We start from the raw sequence: 22,938 nt of genomic DNA, 5'->3' as shown, positions 1-22,938 counted from the left end.
ATAATTAACCTAAGTTAATATAATGACTGTCAGCTCATCTACTCAATCTCGTGAAACGCTTCTCAGCGAAAACGAACAACTTGTCTCTACCACTGATTTAAAAGGCGTGATTACGTACAGTAATGATGCTTTTTGTCGCATAGCGGAATACAGCCAACAAGAATTGCTAGGGCAACACCACAATATCGTAAGGCATAACGATATGCCGAAAGCCGCTTTTGCTGATATGTGGGTTAACCTAAAGCAAGGTAAAGCTTGGCGTGGCATCGTAAAAAACAAAACCAAATCTGGTGGGTTTTACTGGGTCGATGCTTATGTAACTCCAATTTACGACAATGGTAAGGTGAGTGGCTACCAATCTGTTCGTGTTAAGCCAAAGAATGAATGGATACAAGTTGCAGATAAGGCTTACCAAGGCCTCTTGAAGGCTGAAAAGTCGGGTCGCCAATGGTCATTAAAGATCAGTGACAGTGTTCGTTACGCCGTGTTGCTAGGCTCTTTGGCTGCGCCGTTAATTTCAAATCTCATTGAAGTAGGGCAAGTATCACAATGGTTGTTGAGCCTACTTCCTGTTTCAGCATTAGCACTGCTTTTCCGACAAGAGCTGATTGATACTCCACTGCAGTTGAAAAAGCTGCAATCTAAATTCGATAGTGTTAGTCGTCTTGTTTATTCAGGTAATAGTCAGTTCTCTATTGCCGATTTTCACTTAAAACTATTGTCTGCAAGAATCCACACCGTATTAGGTCGCATGACAGACTCAGCCAAGCCGTTACAAGATTTGGCTGACAACCTAAATGCGACGTCATTTGAAGTATCAGAAGCCTTAGATCAACAAACAAAAGACATTCTTCAAGTACGAGAGGCGACTGAAGAGGTTGAAGTCACCGCCAATGAGGTCTCTTCTCGCACAGAAGAAGCGCACCAGATTGTTGATGTGACTTTGCAAACCTGTGCTGGCGCTAAAGAAAGCATTAATCAAACTCATCAAAACTTAGAGAGCCTAGCTTCTCAGGCTGAAAAGGCGACTCAAACGACTTACCAACTGAGCGATCAAGCGCAGAGCGTAAGCAAGATAATGGAAGAGATTGGTGGAATCGCCGAACAAACCAACTTGTTGGCCCTGAACGCTGCGATTGAAGCGGCGAGAGCGGGCGAGCAAGGACGAGGCTTTGCCGTTGTTGCCGACGAAGTCCGTGCATTGTCGGGTCGAACCTCAAAGGCTACGGTTCAGATCAAAGAGAGCATCGATACCATGCTAACGACGATTGAAGGGTGGCAAAAAGATATTCTGGCGAACCGTAAGCAAACGGACGCATGTGGTGATGTTGCGAAGGTGAGTGCAGAGCGCTTGTCGGAAGTCGAAAACCTAATGCAATCCATGAATGAACTCATGCAGTCTGTTGAAAGTTCTGCTCATAAGCAACGTGAGCTGTCGAGTGAGGTCAATCTGCATATGCAGTCTATCGCCTCGACCGCAGAACAAAACTTAGTGGCAACGCATTCTGTGAAAGACCACTCCACAGAGCTAAAAGAACAAGTCAATGAGTTCTACCAACTGGCAAAGCGTTTCGAAGAAAAATAGCCGTTAGATTTAATCCGAATGAGAGAAAAGACAAAAAAAGCCCCGTATTTTCATGCGGGGCTTTCTGTATGCATCAACCCATTGAAGGGCGAGACAATGTATTCAAGATTAAGCTAGAAGCTCTTTCGCTGTGTTTACTACGTTTTCAGTAGTGAAACCGAACATCTTGAATAGCTCACCTGCAGGTGCAGACTCGCCGAACGTTGTCATACCGATGATCTTGCCACCGAAACCAACGTACTTGTACCAGAAGTCAGCGATGCCAGCTTCTACAGCGATACGTGCCGTTACGTCAGATGGAAGTACAGACTCACGGTACTGCGCGTCTTGTTTGTCGAACGCATCAGTAGCAGGCATAGAAACTACGCGTACTTTCTTACCTTCAGCCGTTAGCTCAGCAGCAGCGTTAACCGCTAGCTCAACTTCAGAACCCGTTGCGATAAGGATAAGCTCTGGCTTGCCTTTACAATCTTTCAGGATGTAACCACCCTTAGCGATGTTTGCTACTTGCTCAGCGTCACGATCTTGTTGTGCAAGGTTTTGACGAGAGAAGATAAGTGCAGAAGGACCATCTTTACGCTCGATTGCTAGTTTCCAAGCAACAGCAGACTCAACTTGGTCACATGGACGCCATGTGCTCATGTTTGGAGTTAGACGTAGAGAAGCGATCTGCTCAACTGGTTGGTGAGTTGGACCATCTTCGCCAAGACCGATAGAGTCATGCGTGTAAACTTGGATGTTCTGAGTTTTCATCAGAGCAGCCATACGCATAGCGTTACGAGCGTATTCCATGAACATTAGGAAAGTTGCGCCGTATGGTACGAAACCACCGTGCAGAGCGATACCGTTCATGATAGCCGTCATACCGAATTCACGTACACCGTAGTGGATGTAGTTACCAGAGAAGTCGTTTGCTTCAAGAGACTTAGAACCAGACCACATAGTCAGGTTAGAAGGCGCAAGGTCAGCCGAGCCGCCCATGAATTCAGGTAGCATAGCACCGAACGCTTCTAGAGCATTTTGAGATGCTTTACGTGATGCGATGTTTGCTGGGTTAGCTTGAAGATCAGCGATGATTGCCGATGCTTTCTCTTCCCACTCAGCTGGTAGGTCACCGTTTACGCGGCGTTTGAATTCAGCTGCCAGCTCAGGGTATGCTGCTTCATAAGCTGCAAGTTTCTCGTTCCACGCTGCTTCCTTAGCTGCGCCTGCTTCTTTCGCATCCCACTCTGAGTAAACTTCCGACGGAATTTCAAAAGGACCGTGCTCCCAACCTAATTCTTTACGTGTTGCTGCAATTTCTTCAGCGCCTAGTGGAGCACCGTGACAGTCGTGCGTACCTGCTTTGTTTGGAGAACCAAAGCCAATCACTGTTTTAGTACAGATTAGAGTAGGGCGAGGGTCTGCTTTAGCCGCTTCAATCGCTGCGTTGATAGCGTCAGAATCGTGACCATCTACCGCTGGGATTACGTGCCAGCCGTAAGCTTCGAAACGCTTAGGTGTATCGTCAGAGAACCAACCTTCAACTTCGCCATCGATAGAGATACCGTTGTCATCCCAGAAAGCAACCAGCTTACCAAGACCAAGCGTACCTGCTAGAGAACATGCTTCGTGAGAAATACCTTCCATCAGACAGCCATCACCCATGAATGCATAAGTGTAGTGGTCTACGATGTCGTGGCCTTCTTTGTTGAACTGTGCTGCTAGCGCTTTCTCTGCCATAGCCATACCAACAGCGTTAGTGATGCCTTGACCTAGAGGACCAGTCGTTGTTTCGATGCCTGGTGCGTAGCCGTACTCTGGGTGACCTGGAGTCTTAGAATGCAGTTGACGGAAGTTTTTAAGATCTTCAATTGAAAGCTCGTAACCTGCTAGGTGAAGCAGAGAGTAAATCAGCATTGAGCCGTGGCCGTTAGACAGGATAAAACGGTCGCGGTCAGCCCACTCTGGGTTTGCTGGGTTATGGTTTAGGTGAGAGCGCCAAAGTACTTCAGCGATGTCTGCCATACCCATAGGTGCGCCTGGGTGACCAGAGTTTGCTTGTTGTACGCCGTCCATGCTTAGAGCACGAATAGCGTTAGCTAGATGTTTGCGATTCATAAGAACTTCCGAATAAAAATTAAGAAAAACAAAATTGATAAAAGTAGGGGAACTGAACGTTCCCCTATTTGAATTTGGTAAGAGTGATTACAGCTTAGCTGCGATCATGTCTTCTAGTTTGCCTTGGTCAACGGCGAAGTTGCGGATGCCTTCAGCCAGTTTCTCAACAGCCATTGCATCTTGGTTGTGGTCCCATAGGAACTCAGCGTGAGTCATCGCTGCTGGACGCTCTTTAGTACCGTTAGAGTCGATAAGCTTCTCTACTACTTCGCCTTCTGCTGCTTCTAGGTCTGCTAGAAGTTGAGGAGCGATAGTTAGACGGTCACAACCAGCAAGTTCAAGGATCTCGCCGATGTTACGGAAGCTTGCGCCCATAACAACAGTTTTGTAGCCGTGGTCTTTGTAGTAGTTGTAGATATCTGAAACAGAGATTACGCCTGGATCTTCTGAAGCTTCGAAATCACGACCTTCTTTCGCTTTGTACCAGTCCATGATGCGACCAACGAAAGGAGAGATTAGGAATACGCCAGCTTCAGCACAAGCGCGAGCTTGAGCGAAAGAGAATAGAAGCGTTAGGTTACAGTTGATGCCTTCTTTCTCTAGGATTTCAGCAGCACGGATGCCTTCCCAAGTAGAAGCCAGTTTGATAAGGATGCGGTCGTTAGTGATACCAGCGTCGTTGTACATTTTGATAAGTTGACGAGCTTTAGCAACGCTGCCTTCCATGTCGTAAGAAAGACGAGCATCTACTTCAGTAGAGATACGGCCAGGTACAACTTTTAGGATTTCTTTACCGATGTTCACGTTAAGCATGTCGCAAGTATCTTGAACTTGCTGTGCTTTATCACCGCTTTGCGCTTTTGCGTATTCGATAGAAGCATCGATTAGAGGAGCGTACTCAGCAATTTGAGCAGCTTTAAGAATTAGAGATGGGTTAGTTGTTGCATCTTCAGGAGTGTACTTGCTGATAGCTTCGATATCGCCAGTGTCAGCTACAACAGTTGTTAGTTTACGAAGTTGCTCTAATTTATTGCTCATTTTGATCATCCTATGTATCGCATAACACCTCATTAATGGGAGAGGTGTGGGCATTTGCAAGCTAACTAATGAAGTTCTCAATGGTTGTACCAGTGAGCCAAACTTACATTAATTTAAATTTTTCTCCGAACGAACATTTGCACAGAACATTTGATCGCTCGATGAGTAAATGATGTAGCCATATTTATCCGATCTAGCCCCAAAGTCAACGGTAAATAGTACTGTATGGTGACTTCAGTCAAATATATTTCGCTCTAGTAATCATGGGCTATGCAAGCAAACGTTTAACGAGCAAAGTGAGGTGAATTAATCAACAACAAAACCATGGTTATGACTATGAGCAAATGTACCTTGCTGTTACATATGTTTGGGGTGTAAACTTGTGTATCACTTGCTTAAGCATCGAACATTTGTTCTTCAAGCAGGTAAAATAATTGTTAAATATTGGTTGAGTGGTATATGAGTAAGAATATCCAAGATGTTTCCGAAGAAAACACTGATCTCCTCACTGAAGTAGCGGTTGCTTATTATCAAGATGGTGCCACGCAAGAAGAGATATCTAAAAAGTACTCTATCTCCCGTGCAAAGGTTGGTCGAATGCTCAAGCAAGCCCGAGATGAGGGCATTGTTGAGATCACCGTGAAATATCACCCCGTCTTTAGTGCGAAGATCGAGCAACGTTTGATCGAACGATTTGGTGTAAAGCGTGCGCTTGTGGCACTAGACCAACCAAATGAAGAGAAGCAGCGATTACAGGTTGCTGGTTTAGTGTCTAACTACCTTACCAGTACACTGAAAAACGGCATGGTAGTGACAGTAGGACAAGGGCGAAACGTATCGTCTGTTGCTCATCACACTGGCGTCATTACGCCACGAGACTGCAAATTCGTGTGTGGTATCGGCGGTATTCACCCAAGAGGCGGTATGTTTAATGCCGACCATATATGCAGGCAGTTAGCCAAAAAGTACGGTGGATCTTCTGAAACCTTATACGCGCCCGCTTATGCCGAGAATAAAGCGCAAAAAACCGCATTCATGGAAAACAGCACCGTTAAGCAGACCCTCGATCTCGCTCGAAAAGCCGATGTCGCTTTGGTCGGTATCGGTGATATGAGCGAAAACAGCTATATGGTCGACTTAGGCTGGTTTACCGCAGGTGAGGTCGTTCAATCTCGTTTATTACAAGGTGTCGTCGGTGACTTTGCGGGTTATGACTTTTTCGATGTTCACGGTAAAACAGCAAACACAGTAATGAGTGACCGTGTGATTGGTTTGGCCTTGGAAGAATTTCGCCCAATAGCGGAAGTCATTGCCATTGCAGCGGAGAACAGTAAGCCATTAGCTCTATTAGGCGCACTAAGAACCGGTGTGGTCGATGTGATAGCGACCAGCGTAAGTAATGCTTTGACGGTACTTAACTTGGACGAACAACTTAGCGTGAATAAACCAAACAGCAGTGAATCGTAAGATACTTAAGCTTCGTTGAATTCACTATTTGAGTAATCATGGAAATTCCCCTGATGAAACCAGTGCAATAAGGGGGATAACTATTAGACATGACTCGAATAGTGAATTTGTTCAGCGGTTGAAAGAATTATCACTCTTTAATGTTAAGCCACACTAAAGGAGATAATTATGAAACTGTCATTTATCACACGCGCTATTTCTAGCAACAGTGACCAATCAAGTTCTATCTTTAAATCTAATTCCGTCATTGCGCTTAGCTTAATCACCACGGCTTGTATGCTCACACCTGAGGCACATGCCGATGATAAAGTCGTCGCAGGGTATTTTGCGGATTGGCAATATCTGAATAAAGACAACCCTTATACCGTTGACGACATACCTGCAGACAAGCTCTCACATATTATTTACGCCTTCTTGAGCATGTGTGGTCCTCATAGCGGTGCTGGTGAGCCCGTCCAAAAACAAATTCAGCAGCAATGTGCAGACAAACAACCATATACCGCGATTATTGTGGATAAAGAAGCTGCGTTAGAAGTCGATTTCGGAGACGTGGGTGTTGATGTCGCCTATAAAGGTCACTTTGCCCAGTTAGCTCAACTGAAGGCCGACAATCAAAATATCAAAATTTTGCCCTCATTTGGAGGGTGGACAATGTCTGAACCTTTCCATGCGATGGCGAAAGATCCTCAAGCCATTGCGCACTTTTCAAAAACTGCTGTTGAATTGATCCAAAAATACGACTTCTTTGATGGTATTGATCTTGATTGGGAATACCCAGGAGGCGGCGGCTTAACCACTTCGCCTTGGAACCCAGAGACGAAACTAACGGATGAGCAAAAAGCGCTAGAGCGTGAAGCTTTTACTCTTTTAGTAAAAACAATCAGAAGTGATTTGGACGCTCTATCAAAGACGACTCAAAGAGATTATGAGCTTTCAACGGCTGTCGGTGTTGGCGCTAAGGCTGCCCAAATTGATTGGAACGCAGCTAGCCCATATTTGACGAACATGTTTGCGATGACGTATGACTTCCTCGGAGGCTGGGGAACTCAAACAGGTCACACAACAAACTTACATGCCACAGAGCGCAGTTGGTGGGGAATGGGAGCTGATGTCTTCATTAATCAGATGATAGAGCAAGGTATTCCTAGCGAGAAGCTCGTGATCGGGGCGGCTTTTTATGGTCGAGGCTGGCAAGGGACAAAAGACTTTGCTGGAGAGCTGCCTAAAGGTGACCTAGTTTCTGAACAAGGGGCGCAGTTTGGTACCGGTGAAAACGGTTACTTCATGTTTTGGGATCTTATGAATAACTACAGCAGTAAACAAGGTTATGAGTATAAGTATGATGAGCAAGCTCAAGCACCTTATTTGTGGAACCCAGATAAAAAAGTATTCATATCTTTTGAAGATCAGCGTTCTATTAAAGCAAAGGCAGAATGGGCGAAGAAATCAGACCTAGGCGGCATTTTTACTTGGGAATTATCAGGAGATCCTTCCGGGCAGTTGATCGATGTTATGCATAGTGAAATGAATAAAAAGTGAAATGAATAAATAACTGAACAGAAAATACCTAGAAAATAAGGTAGGTGTTTAGCCGCCTACCTTATTTAGCTCGTCTATTTAACTCACGTTCTTAAACAGAACATTCCGCGTGCTCGGTCACTTTCTTGTTTAGGTGAGTAGCCAGCTCATCATAAGGAATAGGGCGAGAGAAGTAATAGCCTTGCATTAAGTCACATCCACATGCCTTTAGAATTGCGAAGTGTTCGTTTGATTCTACGCCTTCTGCTAATACCACCATGCCGAAGTTCTTACCGATTGCGATGATGTTTTGCACCATGGTGAGTGACTGCTGATCTACAGCAATGTTCTCAATAAAGCTCTTATCGATTTTAAGTTCATCGATAGGCAGTGCTTTCAACATACTTAGTGATGAATAACCTGTCCCGAAATCATCTAAAGAGATCTTTATATTCTTCTCTTTGAGGGCTTCAAAAGTCGGTTTCACCAAAGTCACATCTTCAATGAACAAGCTCTCGGTAATTTCTAGCGTTAAACAGCTAGGAGAGAGTTGATACTTTTCTAGTGTCGCGAACAAGTGCTCAGAGAAGGATTGATGAGAAAACTGACGCACTGATATGTTGATCGACAGCCCGATCTTTTGTTCTGTTGTTCGGTGCAAGTGGGCGATCTGCATAATGCTGGACTCAATAATAAAAGTCCCCAGTTTTTGCATTAAACCCGTGTTCTCTGCTATCGGTATAAAGACATCTGGCGGAACAAAACCCAATTCCTCATCAATCCAGCGCACGAGTGCTTCTACACCATGAATACTTTCATTTGCACGAACCAGCGGTTGGAAAACCATGAACAGCGTTTGTTTCTCGATAGCGATGCGTAGCCTTTGTTCTACTTTCATTTTGTAGAGATGAGCATCTTGCATTTCCGTTGTGAAAATACTGTACGAGTTTTGCTGCTGTTTCGCTTTGTACATTGAAATATCGGCAGAACGTAACAGGCTATCCAGATCTTTTCCGTGTTCTGGGAAACGCGCTACGCCGATGCTGCAACCTAACAAAAACTGAGCGCTTTCAACTTCATAAGGTTGAGAAAGCACTTCAATAATGCGCTTGGCGAGTCGTTTAATTTCAGCTTCATTCGACAAGGGCGTCAAGAACAAAAACTCATCACTGGATTCACGTACCAATAGGCTGAGGCGAGATCGGAACCTCATCAAACGCAAAGCGATCTGTTTGAGAACCTTATCTCCAAAGTCATGCCCGTGGGTGTCATTGACGCATTTAAAGTTATCGATATCGATAAACAACAGCGAAAACGGCTCTGACTCATCGTCAATCCATTTACCAATGTTTCTACGCATGTACAAACGGTTTGGCAGAGAGGTTAAAGGGTCATGGTTCGCCTGATAAATGAGTTGGCTACGAGTCCGTTGTTCATTCTTGGCAATCGACTTAACCAAAAAGTAGAAACCAAACTGAAGAAAAATAAAGGCAACGAAAAGAATGCTGAACTCTTGTATGAATATACTATCGACGTGAGTTAGATCCGTACGTCCTACCACCCATAATTTGTAGTTTGGGATGTATTTCGCGCTCATCAAAGAGTGGTACTCTTCATCGTCGACGACAAAAGAATAGGTTTCTTGCCCATTCATCGCTTCTTGTACGCTAATTCCGAAGTGGTCGGTAAAGATACTTGCAATACGCTGTATGACATCTTTGCCGACTGGAGAGGAATAGGCACTCTCAGATTCAATATCACTTGAATAAAACTGGCGATAGCTGTCTTTTCTGATCAGGCTTAGTGTATTGAAACTTCCGGCGTGAGCATTATTTTCAAATACGATCGTTGCGTCTAATCGTAGCCCTGCGGTCATTACTGCATCGGTTTTCTTGCCATCGATTGAAATGGATTTTCTCAGCGGGATGACTAAGCTATTCAACGAATCTTGAAAATAGGTACGGCCAAGCTCCATGCTACTGCTTGATAGGGCGTCTAGGAAGGAGCCTCTGGTTGGCGCGTATTGCAGCAAGTTCCTTTGATTCGCAAGTTCGAGATTTGAGCTAATCGAGAGGTAATCACCGTCGGTGTTCAACAAGCCAAACGCTGCTATCGCAGGGTGGGTCTCAAGTAGCTTGTCTAATATTGGCCTAATCTGGATAGATGCAGTACGTGTGAAATCAGACTGTTGAGCCAGTTGATGGCCAACCACTTCTAACAAGGCTTCTTGACTGGTCAGCAGCGAGTTGACGGAGCTAGAAAAAAGCTCAACCTGAATGTGTTGCTGCTCTATGAAGTCGTCTCTGTTTGCTTTCCAGTTTGTTATTCCCAACGCGGCGAAAAGTATCAGGGTCAGTAGTACGACAAACGCGTACAGCGACCAGATATTTTGCTTAAATAGAGCCATGAGATGCCTTTGTTGGTTACTACTTTTAACAGACTGCAAGTGACAAACTATTGGGTTGTCAGCGCGATTCATGCAACGAAAAATACAAACATCAATGATGAAAGTATTAATGATTAAATAGTGTAACGACTACGAGCAGAGATTCTTGAGTGAAAAATTAGTATTCATAACGTCGATAACGATTAGTTTATGATTAATCACGAATTATGGTTAGCAAGTTGATGTGGGTTACAAATCAAACGGCGTGAATCGAGTCTTGGTCTCAAATGAACATAGCGTTAACTGCGACATAGAGGCTTACTTCATGAGACGTGGGGCCATCATTATCAGTAAGCTCTATATGCATGCGCAGTATATTCTAATAGTTGCATTAAGCGAAGTTGAATTACTTTTTAGTCACGGCGATAGGGAGTTTGTCGTTAGCACCCCATTCCGTCCATGAACCATCGTAAACACCCATTTCACCGTTATAGCCAGCGAGTTTAGCGGCTAATAATATGATGCAAGCTGTTACGCCAGAGCCACAGCTAAAGAACATAGGTTGAGAAGGCGTTAATTCTAGCGTTGAAAAGATATCAATAAGCTCTTCTTGGGACTTTAACTTGCCGTTTTTGAGTACTTGGGCAAATGGTAGGCAAATAGAATTCGGTATATGGCCACTACGCAAGCCTTCACGTGGTTCAGGAACTTCTGAATCGAAACGAGCTTGAGAACGAGCATCTACAATGTTTGCGCTCTTGTCAGTTGAGTAACCTTCAATCTGCTGAGCACTGACAAAGTAGTTGTCTTGAATATGGCCTTCAAAATTGCCCGCTTTTACTTCGGTGCGATAGTCAGTCTCGGTCGCGTAACCGGCTTCGATCCAAGCTGGCAAACCGCCATCTAAGATGAATACGTCGTTGTGTCCCATTGCCATAAACATCCACCACGCACGAGGAGAAGCGAAGGTTCCGGAGTTATCGTAAACCACAATCGTACTGTCTTGATTGATGCCAATTTCTTTTGCGCGAGTGTTGAAGTGTTTTTCGCTCGGAAACATGTGAGGAAGCAGAGTGTGCTTGTTACAAAAGTCTTTGTCGTAGTCAAAACGAATAGCACCAGGAATCATTTGTCCTTTGATCTTTTCTGACTCGCTTGGAATTTGAAAATCGATGCTGGCGTCGAGGATGATGATATTGTCTTCTGCTAGCAAACGTTGTTGAAGTTGTTGTGGTGAGATGAGTGGCTGATTCATTATTGTTATATCCATTCTTGTTGTTTTAGCGATTCTTACTGTTTTAGCGAATACAGTGGTAGAGCGATTACTGTTGCTTTTGCGAATACAGTTGTTGCATCGATGGCTACTGTGCAGCTCGACAGTGGATGAACTGATAACTGCTTTGTCCGGTTATTTGATTGTTTAATGTATCAAGCGCGACCACAGAATCAATAGGGCAGTCTGTGGTAGGAGCAATAGAGAGCCGAAATACGTCATTATCTTTTGTCTGAACCGTCAGATAACGCCTGTGCCCATCTAAGGATTGAGTAAGCGTGTTCGAAATTACTTTGGCTTGAATACGTTGCCCCGTCTCTGATGTTAGCGGGAAATAGGCAAGGGCAACTAACACGCCTACGCCACACATTAAGATAAATAGACCTATTTTTAACTGTTTCATGAGAGTAAGTCTTTGAAGGTTATGTTGAAAATATAAGTGAGGTTGGTGGTAAAGTGAATGCTACTCGCTAAGAAAGCTGAATTAACTGCTCTTCGACGAAAATAAAAAAGTGAGCATTTCTGCTCACTTCCTACTTACAAACAATCCATTTTGACTCTGTTTCGTCAGAGATCTCGCTAACGACAAGTTACCTGCTGTTAAACAATTTACTGCCAGACAATCTGAGAGTCGCCGCTAGAAACCACTTGTTGTAATGGAGGTTGACCATCGTAAAACCAAATCTCTATCAAGAGTGCGTCATGGTTTACTGGTGCTGCAAAGTTGGAGGCGAACACACCGTTATCTAGTGGGCCCGCAATGACCTTGCTGGAGTAATCCGGCTTCAAGGTTGAGTCATCTCTTGTACTAAAGCGGCTATAAACGGTCACAAAAGAACGGTCTGTCGAAATGCTGCTGATGTCAATGTTGAGATCAAACTGTTCAACAGAGTTGTAGTCAAATCCATCAGGTACCACCAAATCACTCATCGTATAGCTCTGCGCTGCTACCGCACTTTTCGCGGGAGACGGCGAAGGCGTTGCTGTTACCGGAGTCGTTGCTGTTACCGGATTCGACGGAGTTGCAGGTGTCGAGGGTGTAGATGGTGATGCCGTAGATGTACTTCCGCCCCCACCGCCGCCGCCTCCACAGCCGGCTAATACTAATGGCGCTGCAGCTAAAATAACGGCTAGTGACTTCTTGATGTTCCAAGTGCTTTGTACAGACATACGTTTTTCCTCAAAGAGATTGCGACTTGAATCAACGCAATGATTGTCTCGATATTGTTTAGTGTGAATAGTCATAACGTCTCTCCTTATGGTTCGTAACGTTGGTTGTCTGCAGGTGATTGGTACCATGTTTGGTTCGTTTCACCGCCGGATTCTGCGTATTCTTTAAACCCTGGGTAAGCGGTAACAATATCGACGTACTCTAAAGGCCACTCCCATTCGTCATCCGAAGTCACTATTAGTGCCCAAGGGTGGTTTTCTACTGTTTTGAAGTATTTACCTGTTGATGGATTACTGTCATCGACGCCTAAACCAGCTTCAAAGAGGTTAGTGGTATCAAATGCTTCGGTTGGAGCTTGGTCTGGCAAGTGAACCTCCCAGCTGCGTCCTGGATGTAGAGGTAGGTTTTCACCATGATAATACCCAGGCGTTGCGAAGATGAACGGGTCGTAAGGCATATCGGTCCAGCTGCCAGTACTCACACCGTCACCGGCTAAAGTAATACCAATTTGGAACGAGAACTGCTCATCTTCTTTACATCCATTACTGGTGCGGTAGAAGGTACAGCCAGTGCTGATTTTTTCTGTCAGGTCATTGGCGATAACAAAGATTGCTTCGCTACGTCCATCTTCTAGGTCAAGGTCAGTGAATACGCCGTTGTGTTTCATGTAAGAGATACCACTACTCACCAAGCTCGGGTCGAGGTTAGGAAGTCGAACAGCAAAACCATTTCTGTACGATGCCCCGACAGCAGCTAGGCGGCCGTCGATAGTTGATTTAACGACTTTTCCATCTTTAAGGATTTCAGTAATACGATACATAAGAACAGCATCGTTCATGTCGTAGTCAGCTTTATAAGGCCAGTTATCTTCGTACGCGAGCGTTGCGTAACCAGAAGCACTTGGGAAGTAACGAGCAGTGGCACCATCGTTAAGAACATCGACTTGAATATCGACCACCTCACCAGAGGTTGAACCGCCAAAGTAACTTAGGTTGGTTTGTTGACTGAATCTAAAGCGAGCCCACGTCGTACCGGTCAGAGCGTTGATATCGACATTTAGGAACAGATCGTTTTCACCCGTATCTAACAGGTAATCGGTAAATACTTGCTCGTTGGCGCCATCGAAACTGCCATCTTGGTTCCAATCTATCCAAGCCGAAAGGTAACCGGTTGTTGAAGCCTCAATCACCACTTTTGAATCAAGACCAGCTTCAAGTGCGGTTACAAAACCGATACCACCGTTCGCCCACTCATCATCAATACCCACGCTTTCATCCGATTGCGGTGTTACGTAGCCGTCAAGATCGGCGTCGGGCGCGTCTGTACCTAACCAAGTCACGCCATCTAGTTCATGTCGAGGACCGTTACTTGCTAATAACGTTAGATAGGTATCTGGAGCGTCACCGAAGTCGATGTTGGAATCTTCATCTACGACAGGCGCATTCGCACAGCGAGCACCATCATTTTGATTCGAAGAAGGGCCATTCGATACGAACTCTACAGCAGGAACGACACCTGCAGCGATGTTTGCAGCGTTATCTGGGGATAGGTTGATACGGTAGATCTTACCGTCTTGATTTCGAGATACGTAATAGTAGCCGTTTACATCAAAATAACCTGCGCCAAACGTCCCTGTTTCTCCGGTATCACCAATATAGGTTTCTGCACCTGTAGTTGGGTTGAAGCTGTACAAGCCACCCGAGTTATTGTCGATACCATATAAAGAGCCATCACTTGGATGGAAAGCAAAATCAGTCAGTTTTACAGTTGCAGGGCTGCCTGCGATTTTGTTGACCGTGACGGTCGCATTCGGATCAGAGTCTAAAGGAGAGAGGTCAACAGTAAATAGTCCCTTACCTGTACGATACAAGTAGTAAACATGGTCATAGACGTCGCCGACATAGAAAGTGTGATCGGTTGGTAAGCCACTGGTATTGATAACTTCTGCTTGGAAGTCTTGACCAAGACGCACTAAACGTTTGTTGGTGGTGTCATAGCCATAAATATATCTGTCTTGAAAGTCGAAACCGACAGCATTGATATTGGCATTCATACCCGTATCGTCTTCTAACAGTGTGGTTGAACCTGTTACTAGGTTTACACCCCAAACTTCAACGGGTTTCGACTGAAAGAGGTATGCTTGGCTAGGGCAGGTATCGAATGGCGCTGCGTTGGCGACTAGAGGGGCACTTAATAGCAAACTTAACGTTGTAATTCTCATATCTACATCCTTGTGATGGAAGGTACAGATACAGTTACAAGTTATGTGCCAAATTTAACATTTTGATTTTTAAAGATTATATTTTGTGGTGCTGATTTTTTTATTGTATTCTCAAAATGAGAACTCAAATGAAACTAATCTCTCATAGAGTATTTCAAATTGATAAAGCGAGTTGAGATGCTGACGTTGAGATATAAAAAAGCCCCAACATATAGTCAAGGCTTAAGTTTTCGATAAGAGGGGATATGATTTAGCTTATCCACACACCGAACAATTAGGCATCTTCATTAAATTCATTTCACGCCAGCTGTGAGACATGGCATCGAGAATCAAAAGCTTGCCTTGCTTTGGTTGTCCAAACCCGGCAATAACCTTGATAGCTTCCAAAGCCTGAGCCGCGCCAACCATGCCAACAACAGGTGCCATCACACCGGCTTCAACACAGCTTAGAGCAGCGTTGCCGAATAGAGCGCTCAAGCACTGGTAGCAAGGTGCATTTTCATCTTGATAAGTGAATACGCTAATCTGACCTTCCATGCGAATCGCAGCGCCCGATACAAGTGGCGTTTTTGAGGCGTAACACAAACGGTTAAGTTGATTGCGCGTTTCAACGTTGTCGCTGGCATCAAGTACTAACGAATGCGCTTCAATGAGCTTTGCTAGTGCCTCGTCATCAAGTCTGTGGTCGACCGTTTCAACTCTAAGGTGTGGGTTTAACACCTGTAATGATTCAGCGGCTGAAACGACTTTCTTCTTACCAATATCAGCATCGGTGTGAAGCACTTGTCGTTGCAAGTTTGAAAGCTCGACAACATCGTCGTCGATCAGCATTAGCTTACCAATACCCGCAGTCGCAAGGTATTGAGCAGAGGCACAGCCTAAACCACCCGCACCTAACACCAAAATCGAGCTCTGTTTCAGCGCTTCTTGACCCTCAAAATCAAACTGCTTGAGAATGATCTGGCGGTTATAGCGAAGCATCTCTGAGTCAGACAGTATTTCCATCAGCAAGCCTCGTTAGTAAAGCGTGGAGTTAAACAGTTGAATCTGAACCGTTTCACCGACTTCAACACGGCCACGTTCGCGCTCTAGTACCACAAAGCAGTTTGCTAAGCTCATTGAGCGGAAAGCGCCAGAGCTTTGGTTACCTGTTGTTTCTACTACAAACTTACCGTTTTCAATCGAGTAAATACCACGTTGATAATCAGTACGGCCTGGGCCTTTTTTGAATGCAGATTTAGTGATCGCAGGAATCGATTCTGGTGCTGTCCACGCAGTGTGACCGGCAAGTTTAGCCAGCATAGGTTGAACTAACACGTACATGGTCATCATTGCAGACACTGGGTTACCCGGTAGGCCACAGAACCAAGCGTTGTCTAGCTCACCAAATGCGAATGGTTTACCTGGTTTGATTGCTAGTTTCCAAAAGCCGATTTCGCCAAGCTCTTCAAGAATGTCTTTGGTGTAATCAGCTTCGCCGACACTTACGCCACCAGAAGTGACAACTACGTCTGCCAGTTCTTGCGCTTTTACAAAGGTTTCTTTAAGCGTTGCAGGGCAATCAGGAATAATACCTAGGTCAATTGCTTCGCAACCAAACGCTTCAATCAGTGGTTTGATACCGTAGCGGTTGCTGTCGTAGATCTGACCATCTTCAAGAGGCTGACCTAATGGCTTGAGCTCATCGCCAGTAGAGAAGAAAGCGACTTTAGGTTTGTGTGCCACAGTTACATGACTCACACCGAGCGAAGCAATCATTGGAATGTCACGAGGTGTTAAACGTTCGCCACGGCTAAGAACGATATCGCCTTGCTTGATGTCGTCACCGGTAGGGCGAATGTTATTGTTCAGCTTGATGTCGTCTTGCTGAATCTCAATGCCAGCGTCAGTTTCAGCAGTGTTTTCTTGCATGATTACGACGTCACAACCTTCCGGGATCTTTGCGCCAGTCATAATGCGAATACAGGTGTTTGCTGGCCATTCACCTTCAAAAGGTTGACCTGCAAAGGACTTGCCCGCTAAAGGCAGCACTTTACTGTTCTCTAGGTCTGCTAAGCGCAGTGCATAGCCGTCCATTGCTGAGTTATCAAAAGGAGGTACGAAAATAGGGGATAGAATATCTTCAGCAAGTACGTAACCCAATGCTTCTGCCAATGGCAGTGATAAGGTCGTTTGAATAGGTTGAATTGGCGATAGCAGCTTATCTAGTGCTTCTTCAATTGGCATCAAGCCCGGAGCGTCGCAACAGCCCATAATTGAAATCCTTTGATCGTTATTGTTTTGATTTTGTGGTTGGCAATGGTGGTTAAATAATGATCAGAGCACCTGATTCGCCAACGAAATTCTAGCCACTCTAGCACAGTTTAAGCCCCGTAAATAATGACCTCCCTTAAAATATGGGTGTATTTATTCAAAATTCCGAGTATCCTTGTTTGCCATCCAGAAGGGGTAATAAAAGAGGAAGTTCAATGTCAGGTCTTAGCGAATCAGCGAAGTTGGTTAAAGATGCGCTAGCAAGCCGTGGTTTAGAGACACCAATGAGTCCAAACCAGGTTAGCCGAGAAGAGAAAAAGGAACGAATCGAACACCATATGCGTGAGATTCTCACTCTCCTTGAACTTGATCTTACGGACGATAGTCTGGAAGAAACACCGCAACGTATTGCTAAAATGTACGTGGATGAAATTTTCTCTGGTTTGGATTACGCCAATTTCCCTAAAATTACGGTAATCGAAAACAAGATGGGCGTTCGTGAGATGGTACGAGTAAAAGACATTACCGTGACCAGTACTTGTGAGCACCACTTAGTGACGATTGATGGTAAGACTGCGGTCGCTTATATCCCGCGTGGAAAAATCATTGGTCTTTCAAAGATTAACCGTATTGTTCGATTCTTTGCTCAGCGCCCACAAGTTCAAGAGCGTATGACGCAGCAGATCCTTGTTGCACTGCAAACGCTACTCGAAACTGATGACGTTGCTGTCACCATGGATGCGGTTCACTACTGCGTGAAATCACGCGGTGTAATGGACGCGACTAGCGAAACGACAACAACAGCTCTGGGCGGTATCTTCAGATCAAACCCAGCAACGCGCCACGAGTTCTTACACGGCCTGCGTTGATTCACTGCATTATTAGATGAATTCAATTTAGCCTCTGTAAATTGATGTTCATTGAAATATATTCTAAGCCTCGCTTTATGCGGGGCTTTTTTACGCCTGCAATGAAGTCAACTGTAATGGCTGAGAATGCTGTTATTCCCTAAAGTGAAGAATGAGCGACTTATTCACTTTCGCCATTCCCTAAAGTGAGGAATGAACGTAATAGGGAATCTGTTGCGGCCAAGCAGAAAAAGCACGCTCTATATCTTAACGTTTGTTGAAAGCATATAGAGCGTAACTAGAATCAGTCGCTGGTGGAGTGCTTAAGAAAGGTTAAACAAACGCTTTAAGTGGTGAACAATACCGGATGGCTTGTTCTCGGCTTGATAGATGCTCAAACCATCGTAAAAACTCGCCATGAACTCTACGCGAATCTCATCATCACTGCTTCTCGATATACGAGACAGTAGCGTAGCGGCTACAGCTGCGTGATCATTGGCTAGGCTGTAATCCATTCCTAGTCGTCCTTGAATGAACAACCACAAATGCGTGACTAGTTTTAACTGTTGAGCGTTAGAGTTTTGTAACTTGTCGCTGTGCTCAGTTCCCACTGTATTATCGAATACATTTTGCATCGCCTCATTCGCTTCTTTATTGCTTTCAAAGCGATAGCTTGCATCGATATGTACCTTGGTTAGCAAGCCAAGCAACGTCTGACGTGCAGAGTTCTCCGGCTTGTTCTCGCAAGCGTGTTTAAACAAAGCGTGGTTTTCATCAATAAATGACGACAGCTCTTTCTCGTAGCCTGTCGAGAGCGCTTTGACTGAACCTAAACCTGCTTCTTTTAAACACTGGTGAAGCTTGGTTCTAGCTTGTTGTTTAGCTTTGATTTCTTGCTGCGCGTCGGCTTGTTGCTTGGCTTCTTCTAGCTGGCTAGCTGCTGTTTGCGAATTATTCGGGGTTGGACGCTCAGTCATTACTCTGTAGCTCTTCCCACGTTACTTCTGCCGATTGAGTATCGCTGTTAATGAAAGCAGAGTTACCCGTCAGCATGACTGAAAGATCCATCGTACGTTGTGTCATCGCCGCTAGCTGCTCAATACCATCGTTGTCTAGACGAACGATCTGAGCTTTTAGGTAGCCGAATTTACCTTTGTTCTGCTCCCACCAAACGTTTGATTTAGTGTTGAAGCTGAATACGCGTACTGATTTAGATAGGCGAGTTGCCTTCTTAACACGCTCTGGATCGGGTTCGCCCACATCGACCCATTCTAGGATTTGATCGTCTAACGACTTCTGCCATAAATCGGGTTCTTCAATGCTAGACAATCCTTTAGTGAACTCAAGTTCAGGAGATGCATTGATACAGAAAGCCATGATTCGAGCCATCATTCGCTGTTCTGTTTCAGAAGGGTGTTGTGCAACCGTTAGATTGAAAGAGTCGTAATAGTCGCGATTCATATCGGTTAAAGAGATACGAAACTTGTAGATTGTCGGTTTAAGAGCCATTGAGAGGGTGTCTTAGGTAGAAATAGTGAAGGGGAATATTACCTTAAATCTCTGAATAGCGGGTAAAAAAATAGCCAGCTGAGGCTGGCTATTTTTAGAAAGCTTTAAAATACTAAATTAAAGTACTTTGATGCTGTCAGCTTGTGGGCCTTTTTGACCTTGAGATACTACGAACTCAACTTTTTGGCCTTCAGCAAGAGTTTTGAAACCGTCGCCAGTGATAGCAGAGAAGTGTGCGAATACGTCTGGGCCGTTTTCTTGTTGAATGAAGCCGAAGCCTTTAGTTTCGTTGAACCATTTTACTGTACCAGTAACTGTGTTAGACATGATGATATCCTAAAATTAAATTTTTATTTTGAGCCAATTGTGGCACTGATAGCGCGGAAAAGTTTATTGCTATTGCGTACAACACAACGGGGTTACTAGTAATCCAACGAAATGTTTATATACAAAGAACTTTCTTTCTAGCCGGAAACGAGTCTAAATCAAATCAGGGGATAGTCAATCGAATACATAGGGAAAGGTTGCAGAAACTTGGGGGTAGTCAAACTTTGCATTCCTTAAATATCATGGAGTTACAGTTGTATGGTGATTTGTTGTAGTTTTTGTGAAAAAGGTGGTCGAAATTGATGACGAATTTGGAGTAAATGCACTGTTTTAGCGCATTCATTTTTGCAAATTTAAAGCCGCTAACTGGGCGTTGAGCCCACTTTTAACGGCTTATATTTATAAATGTCGTTGTAAGGTAAGTGCCTTTACTTGAACGAGGTCTCGGCTACTTTTTCAAGCGGTACAGGTTGCCATTATCAGTGCTGAAGAAGATGTCTCCGTTTGGTGAAGTTTCGATGTCTCTTATCCTTTCGCCCAAGTCCTCTAAAATGCGTTCTTCCTCGATTGCCTCACCTTGTTCATTGACTGTCACAATATTGATGTGAGTAAGTTTTAGTGCGCCAGCCAGCAGTTTGCCTTTCAGCTCTGGGTATTTGTCTCCTTGGTAAACAAGCAAACTGCCCGGAGCGATTGAAGGAACATAGACTTTTTTTGGCGCTTCAATACCATCTTTGGTTTCCGATTCGCCAACGCTGATAGGGCCCCAATACTCTTTTCCGTGTGAGGTGACAGGCCACCCATAGTTGGCACCCGCTTTTATTAGGTTAATTTCATCACCACCGCGAGGGCCGTGTTCAATCGACCAAAGCTTTTGAGTCGGGAAATCGTAATACAGACCTTGTGGATTACGATGGCCAAAGCTCCAAATTTCATTGAGCACTTTGTTGTTATCCGTGAATGGGTTATCGCTTGGTGTGCTTCCATCGGCATTCAGTCGTAATATTGATCCGGCGTGAGTCATGGTGTCTTGGCCGTTGTCTCGATCACCACGGTCGCCGATTGAAAAATACAGGTGGCTATCATCAAAGGTGATACGGCTACCAAAGTGACGTCCGGTGTCCGTTCTAGATTTAGATACAAACACATCTGTCCAATTGGTGACTTCATTATTGCTGTAATTAGCAAAAGCCAGTGTCGTTACGCCTTCACCATCGACGTCTTTACTGTAAGTGACGTAGAACTTTCCGTTTTCAAAAGGGGAGAGTGCGATATCCAATAATCCACCTTGGCTTTTCGCCCATACATTGGGCAGCCTGAACAGTGTGTTTTGATTGCCTGTTTTTAAATCGACATGTTTAATGACGCCTGATTTTTCTGTGACTAACATGGACTTATCGTTGACATAAGCCAGTCCCCAAGGGATCACGAGTCCGTCGGTGATCTTCTCTGCCTGCCATGCAAAGGCTGACGTTATAGGACCAGAGGCAAGCAGCGCCAAAGCACATGAAAAAATACGGTGATGAGTGTTCATTGAAATCCCTTGATTATGAGCATCTAGTGTTAGTCTAGCGCTTGTGACCGATTGGCGGAAAGCCGAGGTTGCTGAAAAGTGACTATTCACATATTTAGTTGAACGCCTATTGTATGATTATACAAGCTCACGTATGTTTACTGTGCCTTTCTCTATTTGATCCCGTCGGAGCATTATGAACAACTCACCAGCAGCATTTTCGCTATTTTCTCAGTTTTTATGTTGTGAGTTAGATACGCACGATTTTTCTTCGAACGGACCTATTAAACGATGAGTCGTGGATTTGATTTTAAATCGATCTTACTTGCGTGCTTGGTCATCAGTATCGGCCAGCTCAGTATGGGCTTGGTGTTTCCTTCTTTGCCTTGGATCGCAAAAGATTTTGATGTCTCGCTAGAGCAAGCCCAGCTTTTGGTGAGTGTGTATTTATTAGGCTTTGGCCCTTCCCAGTTTATTTATGGCCCTATTTCCGATGCTTTGGGACGCAAGAAGGTACTGCTAAGCGGTTTGTTGATTGCCATGCTTGGGTTATTGATGATCATCTTCTTCAGCCATTCGTTTACTAGCATGGTGATGGGGCGATTCCTGCAAGGCTTAGGAACCGGTTGTTGCGCGGTACTTGCTCGTGCTTCTACGCGAGACAGATTCAGTGGGGCAGACTTGCCTTTGGCGATGTCTTACATTGCTATGGTTGCGTCTATAACACCTTTGATCGCGCCCGTTATCGGTGGATTCATTAACTTCCACTTCGGTTGGAGCATGGTGTTCATCTCACTACTTGGCTATGTCTCATTGGCTTGGGGTGTACTGGCGTTCAAGTTTAAAGAAACTGTCACTCAGGTTTCGGCGATCCCTTCACCGAATAAAATGGTTTCTCAATATAAAGAGTTACTCACTTCTCGTTATTTTATGAGCTTTGCGAGTATCGGTTGGCTTAACTTTAGCTTGATGATCACCACTGTGTCGGTGATGCCATTTATCATGCAGAACCAGATTGGTATGACGTCAGATGAATACGCAATGTGGGCGGTGATTCCAGCATTAGGCATGCTTGGCGGAACAAGCTTATGTAACCGTATTCGCCCTATGTTGGGTAACAAGAAAACTCTGTTATGCACACCTGTATTACATGTTGCTGCGGCGTTATGGCTTTTCTTTTGCCCACTTGAACCACTGTATTTAATGCTTGGCCAGTTCTTGATGATCCTTGGCAATGGTATTGCGTTACCTTGTGCTCAGGCGTTAGTGATGTTGCCTTATAAGAAGAACGCTGGCGCGGCGGCTGCGATGTCTGGTGGCGGGCAGATGGTGGTGTCTTCAATAGTGAGTATGGGCCTGGTTCAGTTAGGGTTAGGGGAAGCGTGGCATTTATCGCTCGTTATCATGCTGTTCACATTGATTACCCTGTTTAACATTTTGCGTGGTTTCAGTAGCCAAGAAGCGAGAGAGTCTCAGCTCAGTTAGTTGCTTAGGTAATTAGCTAGCTGCCTGGCTAGTAGGAACGAGAAGGCCATTGAAATGATGAATTTCAATGGCCTTTTTAATGTTCAGCGCTTTGGTTTAAGTTACCAGAATATATGCTATTTTCTGACTGCTTAGGGCAAGTGGTAGTGTTCCGAGCGCAGCTTGCGGCAGGGACGTTAGTTTCCATTATTGCTGGCAGCTACTTTATCTTCTTGCTACTGAAATCTCGAAGAACATAGGTTTT

18 protein-coding genes are annotated in these 22,938 nt (G+C 44.7%); 5 read left to right on the top strand and 13 right to left on the bottom strand.

Going from position 1 to position 22,938, the window contains the following annotated elements; translation table 11 throughout:
* Positions 1-22 precede the first annotated feature (22 nt).
* Entirely contained in the window at positions 23-1,585 is a 1,563-nt protein-coding gene (locus AB4154_RS06065) for a PAS domain-containing methyl-accepting chemotaxis protein (RefSeq protein WP_102393621.1), read from the top strand.
* A gap of 108 nt (positions 1,586-1,693) precedes the next feature.
* Here AB4154_RS06065 and tkt read toward each other — a convergent pair whose 3' ends face one another.
* A complete protein-coding gene (tkt, locus tag AB4154_RS06060) occupies positions 1,694-3,685 on the bottom strand; it encodes a transketolase (RefSeq protein ID WP_136974482.1) in 1,992 nt (663 codons plus the stop codon).
* A gap of 87 nt (positions 3,686-3,772) precedes the next feature.
* The gene (gene tal / locus AB4154_RS06055; RefSeq protein ID WP_009845571.1) at positions 3,773-4,723 is read right to left on the bottom strand and encodes a transaldolase; all 951 of its coding nucleotides are present in this window, start codon (positions 4,721-4,723) and stop codon (positions 3,773-3,775) included.
* Positions 4,724-5,182: 459 nt separating this feature from the next.
* Between tal and AB4154_RS06050 the strand changes: the two genes are divergently transcribed.
* Both AB4154_RS06050 and AB4154_RS06045 read left to right on the top strand, forming a co-directional pair.
* Positions 5,183-6,190 carry a sugar-binding transcriptional regulator gene (locus tag AB4154_RS06050; RefSeq protein ID WP_017061711.1) on the top strand — a complete coding sequence of 336 codons (1,008 nt, stop codon included), beginning with the start codon at positions 5,183-5,185 and terminating at the stop codon, positions 6,188-6,190.
* Between the two features lie 168 nt (positions 6,191-6,358).
* A complete protein-coding gene (locus tag AB4154_RS06045) occupies positions 6,359-7,729 on the top strand; it encodes a glycoside hydrolase family 18 protein (RefSeq protein WP_372122475.1) in 1,371 nt (456 codons plus the stop codon).
* 91 nt (positions 7,730-7,820) lie between these two features.
* Here AB4154_RS06045 and AB4154_RS06040 read toward each other — a convergent pair whose 3' ends face one another.
* The 7 genes from AB4154_RS06040 to moeA all read right to left on the bottom strand — a co-directional run bounded on the left by AB4154_RS06040 (position 7,821) and on the right by moeA (position 17,012).
* Entirely contained in the window at positions 7,821-10,115 is a 2,295-nt protein-coding gene (locus AB4154_RS06040) for a putative bifunctional diguanylate cyclase/phosphodiesterase (protein WP_372122473.1), read from the bottom strand.
* 385 nt (positions 10,116-10,500) lie between these two features.
* Positions 10,501-11,349, bottom strand: coding sequence for a sulfurtransferase (locus AB4154_RS06035; protein ID WP_372122471.1), 849 nt, complete (start codon positions 11,347-11,349; stop codon positions 10,501-10,503).
* 106 nt (positions 11,350-11,455) lie between these two features.
* Positions 11,456-11,770, bottom strand: coding sequence for a hypothetical protein (locus AB4154_RS06030; RefSeq protein ID WP_017061706.1), 315 nt, complete (start codon positions 11,768-11,770; stop codon positions 11,456-11,458).
* Between the two features lie 206 nt (positions 11,771-11,976).
* Positions 11,977-12,612, bottom strand: coding sequence for a hypothetical protein (locus AB4154_RS06025; RefSeq protein ID WP_372122469.1), 636 nt, complete (start codon positions 12,610-12,612; stop codon positions 11,977-11,979).
* A gap of 11 nt (positions 12,613-12,623) precedes the next feature.
* Positions 12,624-14,759: an LruC domain-containing protein gene (locus tag AB4154_RS06020; RefSeq protein WP_372122467.1), complete on the bottom strand. Its 2,136-nt coding sequence runs from the start codon at positions 14,757-14,759 to the stop codon at positions 12,624-12,626.
* 255 nt (positions 14,760-15,014) lie between these two features.
* On the bottom strand, positions 15,015-15,764 hold the full coding sequence (gene moeB / locus AB4154_RS06015; RefSeq protein WP_372122465.1) for a molybdopterin-synthase adenylyltransferase MoeB: 750 nt from the start codon (positions 15,762-15,764) through the stop codon (positions 15,015-15,017).
* 12 nt (positions 15,765-15,776) lie between these two features.
* Positions 15,777-17,012, bottom strand: a complete 1,236-nt coding sequence (moeA, locus tag AB4154_RS06010) for a molybdopterin molybdotransferase MoeA (protein WP_102393097.1) — start codon at positions 17,010-17,012, stop codon at positions 15,777-15,779.
* Between the two features lie 215 nt (positions 17,013-17,227).
* Between moeA and folE the strand changes: the two genes are divergently transcribed.
* The gene (gene folE / locus AB4154_RS06005) at positions 17,228-17,881 is read left to right on the top strand and encodes a GTP cyclohydrolase I FolE (protein ID WP_017061725.1); all 654 of its coding nucleotides are present in this window, start codon (positions 17,228-17,230) and stop codon (positions 17,879-17,881) included.
* Positions 17,882-18,183: 302 nt separating this feature from the next.
* Here folE and AB4154_RS06000 read toward each other — a convergent pair whose 3' ends face one another.
* The 4 genes from AB4154_RS06000 to AB4154_RS05985 form a co-directional block, all read right to left on the bottom strand.
* Positions 18,184-18,837 carry a hypothetical protein gene (locus AB4154_RS06000; protein ID WP_229648331.1) on the bottom strand — a complete coding sequence of 218 codons (654 nt, stop codon included), beginning with the start codon at positions 18,835-18,837 and terminating at the stop codon, positions 18,184-18,186.
* A complete protein-coding gene (locus AB4154_RS05995; protein WP_017061727.1) occupies positions 18,830-19,369 on the bottom strand; it encodes a YaeQ family protein in 540 nt (179 codons plus the stop codon). The genes AB4154_RS06000 and AB4154_RS05995 overlap by 8 nt, the downstream gene beginning before the upstream one ends.
* Before the next feature lie 117 nt (positions 19,370-19,486).
* The gene (locus AB4154_RS05990) at positions 19,487-19,696 is read right to left on the bottom strand and encodes a cold-shock protein (protein WP_010430417.1); all 210 of its coding nucleotides are present in this window, start codon (positions 19,694-19,696) and stop codon (positions 19,487-19,489) included.
* A gap of 448 nt (positions 19,697-20,144) precedes the next feature.
* The gene (locus tag AB4154_RS05985) at positions 20,145-21,230 is read right to left on the bottom strand and encodes a PQQ-dependent sugar dehydrogenase (protein ID WP_136974515.1); all 1,086 of its coding nucleotides are present in this window, start codon (positions 21,228-21,230) and stop codon (positions 20,145-20,147) included.
* 270 nt (positions 21,231-21,500) lie between these two features.
* On the opposite strand from AB4154_RS05985, the gene AB4154_RS05980 reads away from it, so the two are divergent.
* Positions 21,501-22,694: a multidrug effflux MFS transporter gene (locus AB4154_RS05980; protein ID WP_136974516.1), complete on the top strand. Its 1,194-nt coding sequence runs from the start codon at positions 21,501-21,503 to the stop codon at positions 22,692-22,694.
* Positions 22,695-22,938 lie beyond the last annotated feature (244 nt).

The organism is Vibrio sp. 10N.286.51.B11 (genome assembly GCF_041469245.1).
GTDB lineage: Bacteria > Pseudomonadota > Gammaproteobacteria > Enterobacterales > Vibrionaceae > Vibrio > Vibrio crassostreae_C.
Note: the sequence above shows the minus strand (reverse complement) of the source record. Positions and strands in the feature narration are given on the sequence as shown.

Coding starts and splice junctions, on each gene's coding strand:
- AB4154_RS06045 (WP_372122475.1), top strand. CDS start 6,359: ATGAAACTGTCATTTATCACACGCGCTATTTCTAGCAACAGTGACCAA.
- AB4154_RS06065 (WP_102393621.1), top strand. CDS start 23: ATGACTGTCAGCTCATCTACTCAATCTCGTGAAACGCTTCTCAGCGAA.
- AB4154_RS06035 (WP_372122471.1), bottom strand. CDS start 11,349: ATGAATCAGCCACTCATCTCACCACAACAACTTCAACAACGTTTGCTA.
- AB4154_RS05995 (WP_017061727.1), bottom strand. CDS start 19,369: ATGGCTCTTAAACCGACAATCTACAAGTTTCGTATCTCTTTAACCGAT.
- AB4154_RS06030 (WP_017061706.1), bottom strand. CDS start 11,770: ATGAAACAGTTAAAAATAGGTCTATTTATCTTAATGTGTGGCGTAGGC.
- AB4154_RS06020 (WP_372122467.1), bottom strand. CDS start 14,759: ATGAGAATTACAACGTTAAGTTTGCTATTAAGTGCCCCTCTAGTCGCC.
- AB4154_RS06025 (WP_372122469.1), bottom strand. CDS start 12,612: ATGACTATTCACACTAAACAATATCGAGACAATCATTGCGTTGATTCA.
- AB4154_RS06040 (WP_372122473.1), bottom strand. CDS start 10,115: ATGGCTCTATTTAAGCAAAATATCTGGTCGCTGTACGCGTTTGTCGTA.
- tal (WP_009845571.1), bottom strand. CDS start 4,723: ATGAGCAATAAATTAGAGCAACTTCGTAAACTAACAACTGTTGTAGCT.
- moeB (WP_372122465.1), bottom strand. CDS start 15,764: ATGGAAATACTGTCTGACTCAGAGATGCTTCGCTATAACCGCCAGATC.
- tkt (WP_136974482.1), bottom strand. CDS start 3,685: ATGAATCGCAAACATCTAGCTAACGCTATTCGTGCTCTAAGCATGGAC.
- AB4154_RS05980 (WP_136974516.1), top strand. CDS start 21,501: ATGAGTCGTGGATTTGATTTTAAATCGATCTTACTTGCGTGCTTGGTC.
- AB4154_RS06000 (WP_229648331.1), bottom strand. CDS start 18,837: ATGACTGAGCGTCCAACCCCGAATAATTCGCAAACAGCAGCTAGCCAG.
- AB4154_RS05985 (WP_136974515.1), bottom strand. CDS start 21,230: ATGAACACTCATCACCGTATTTTTTCATGTGCTTTGGCGCTGCTTGCC.
- moeA (WP_102393097.1), bottom strand. CDS start 17,012: ATGGGCTGTTGCGACGCTCCGGGCTTGATGCCAATTGAAGAAGCACTA.
- folE (WP_017061725.1), top strand. CDS start 17,228: ATGTCAGGTCTTAGCGAATCAGCGAAGTTGGTTAAAGATGCGCTAGCA.
- AB4154_RS05990 (WP_010430417.1), bottom strand. CDS start 19,696: ATGTCTAACACAGTTACTGGTACAGTAAAATGGTTCAACGAAACTAAA.
- AB4154_RS06050 (WP_017061711.1), top strand. CDS start 5,183: ATGAGTAAGAATATCCAAGATGTTTCCGAAGAAAACACTGATCTCCTC.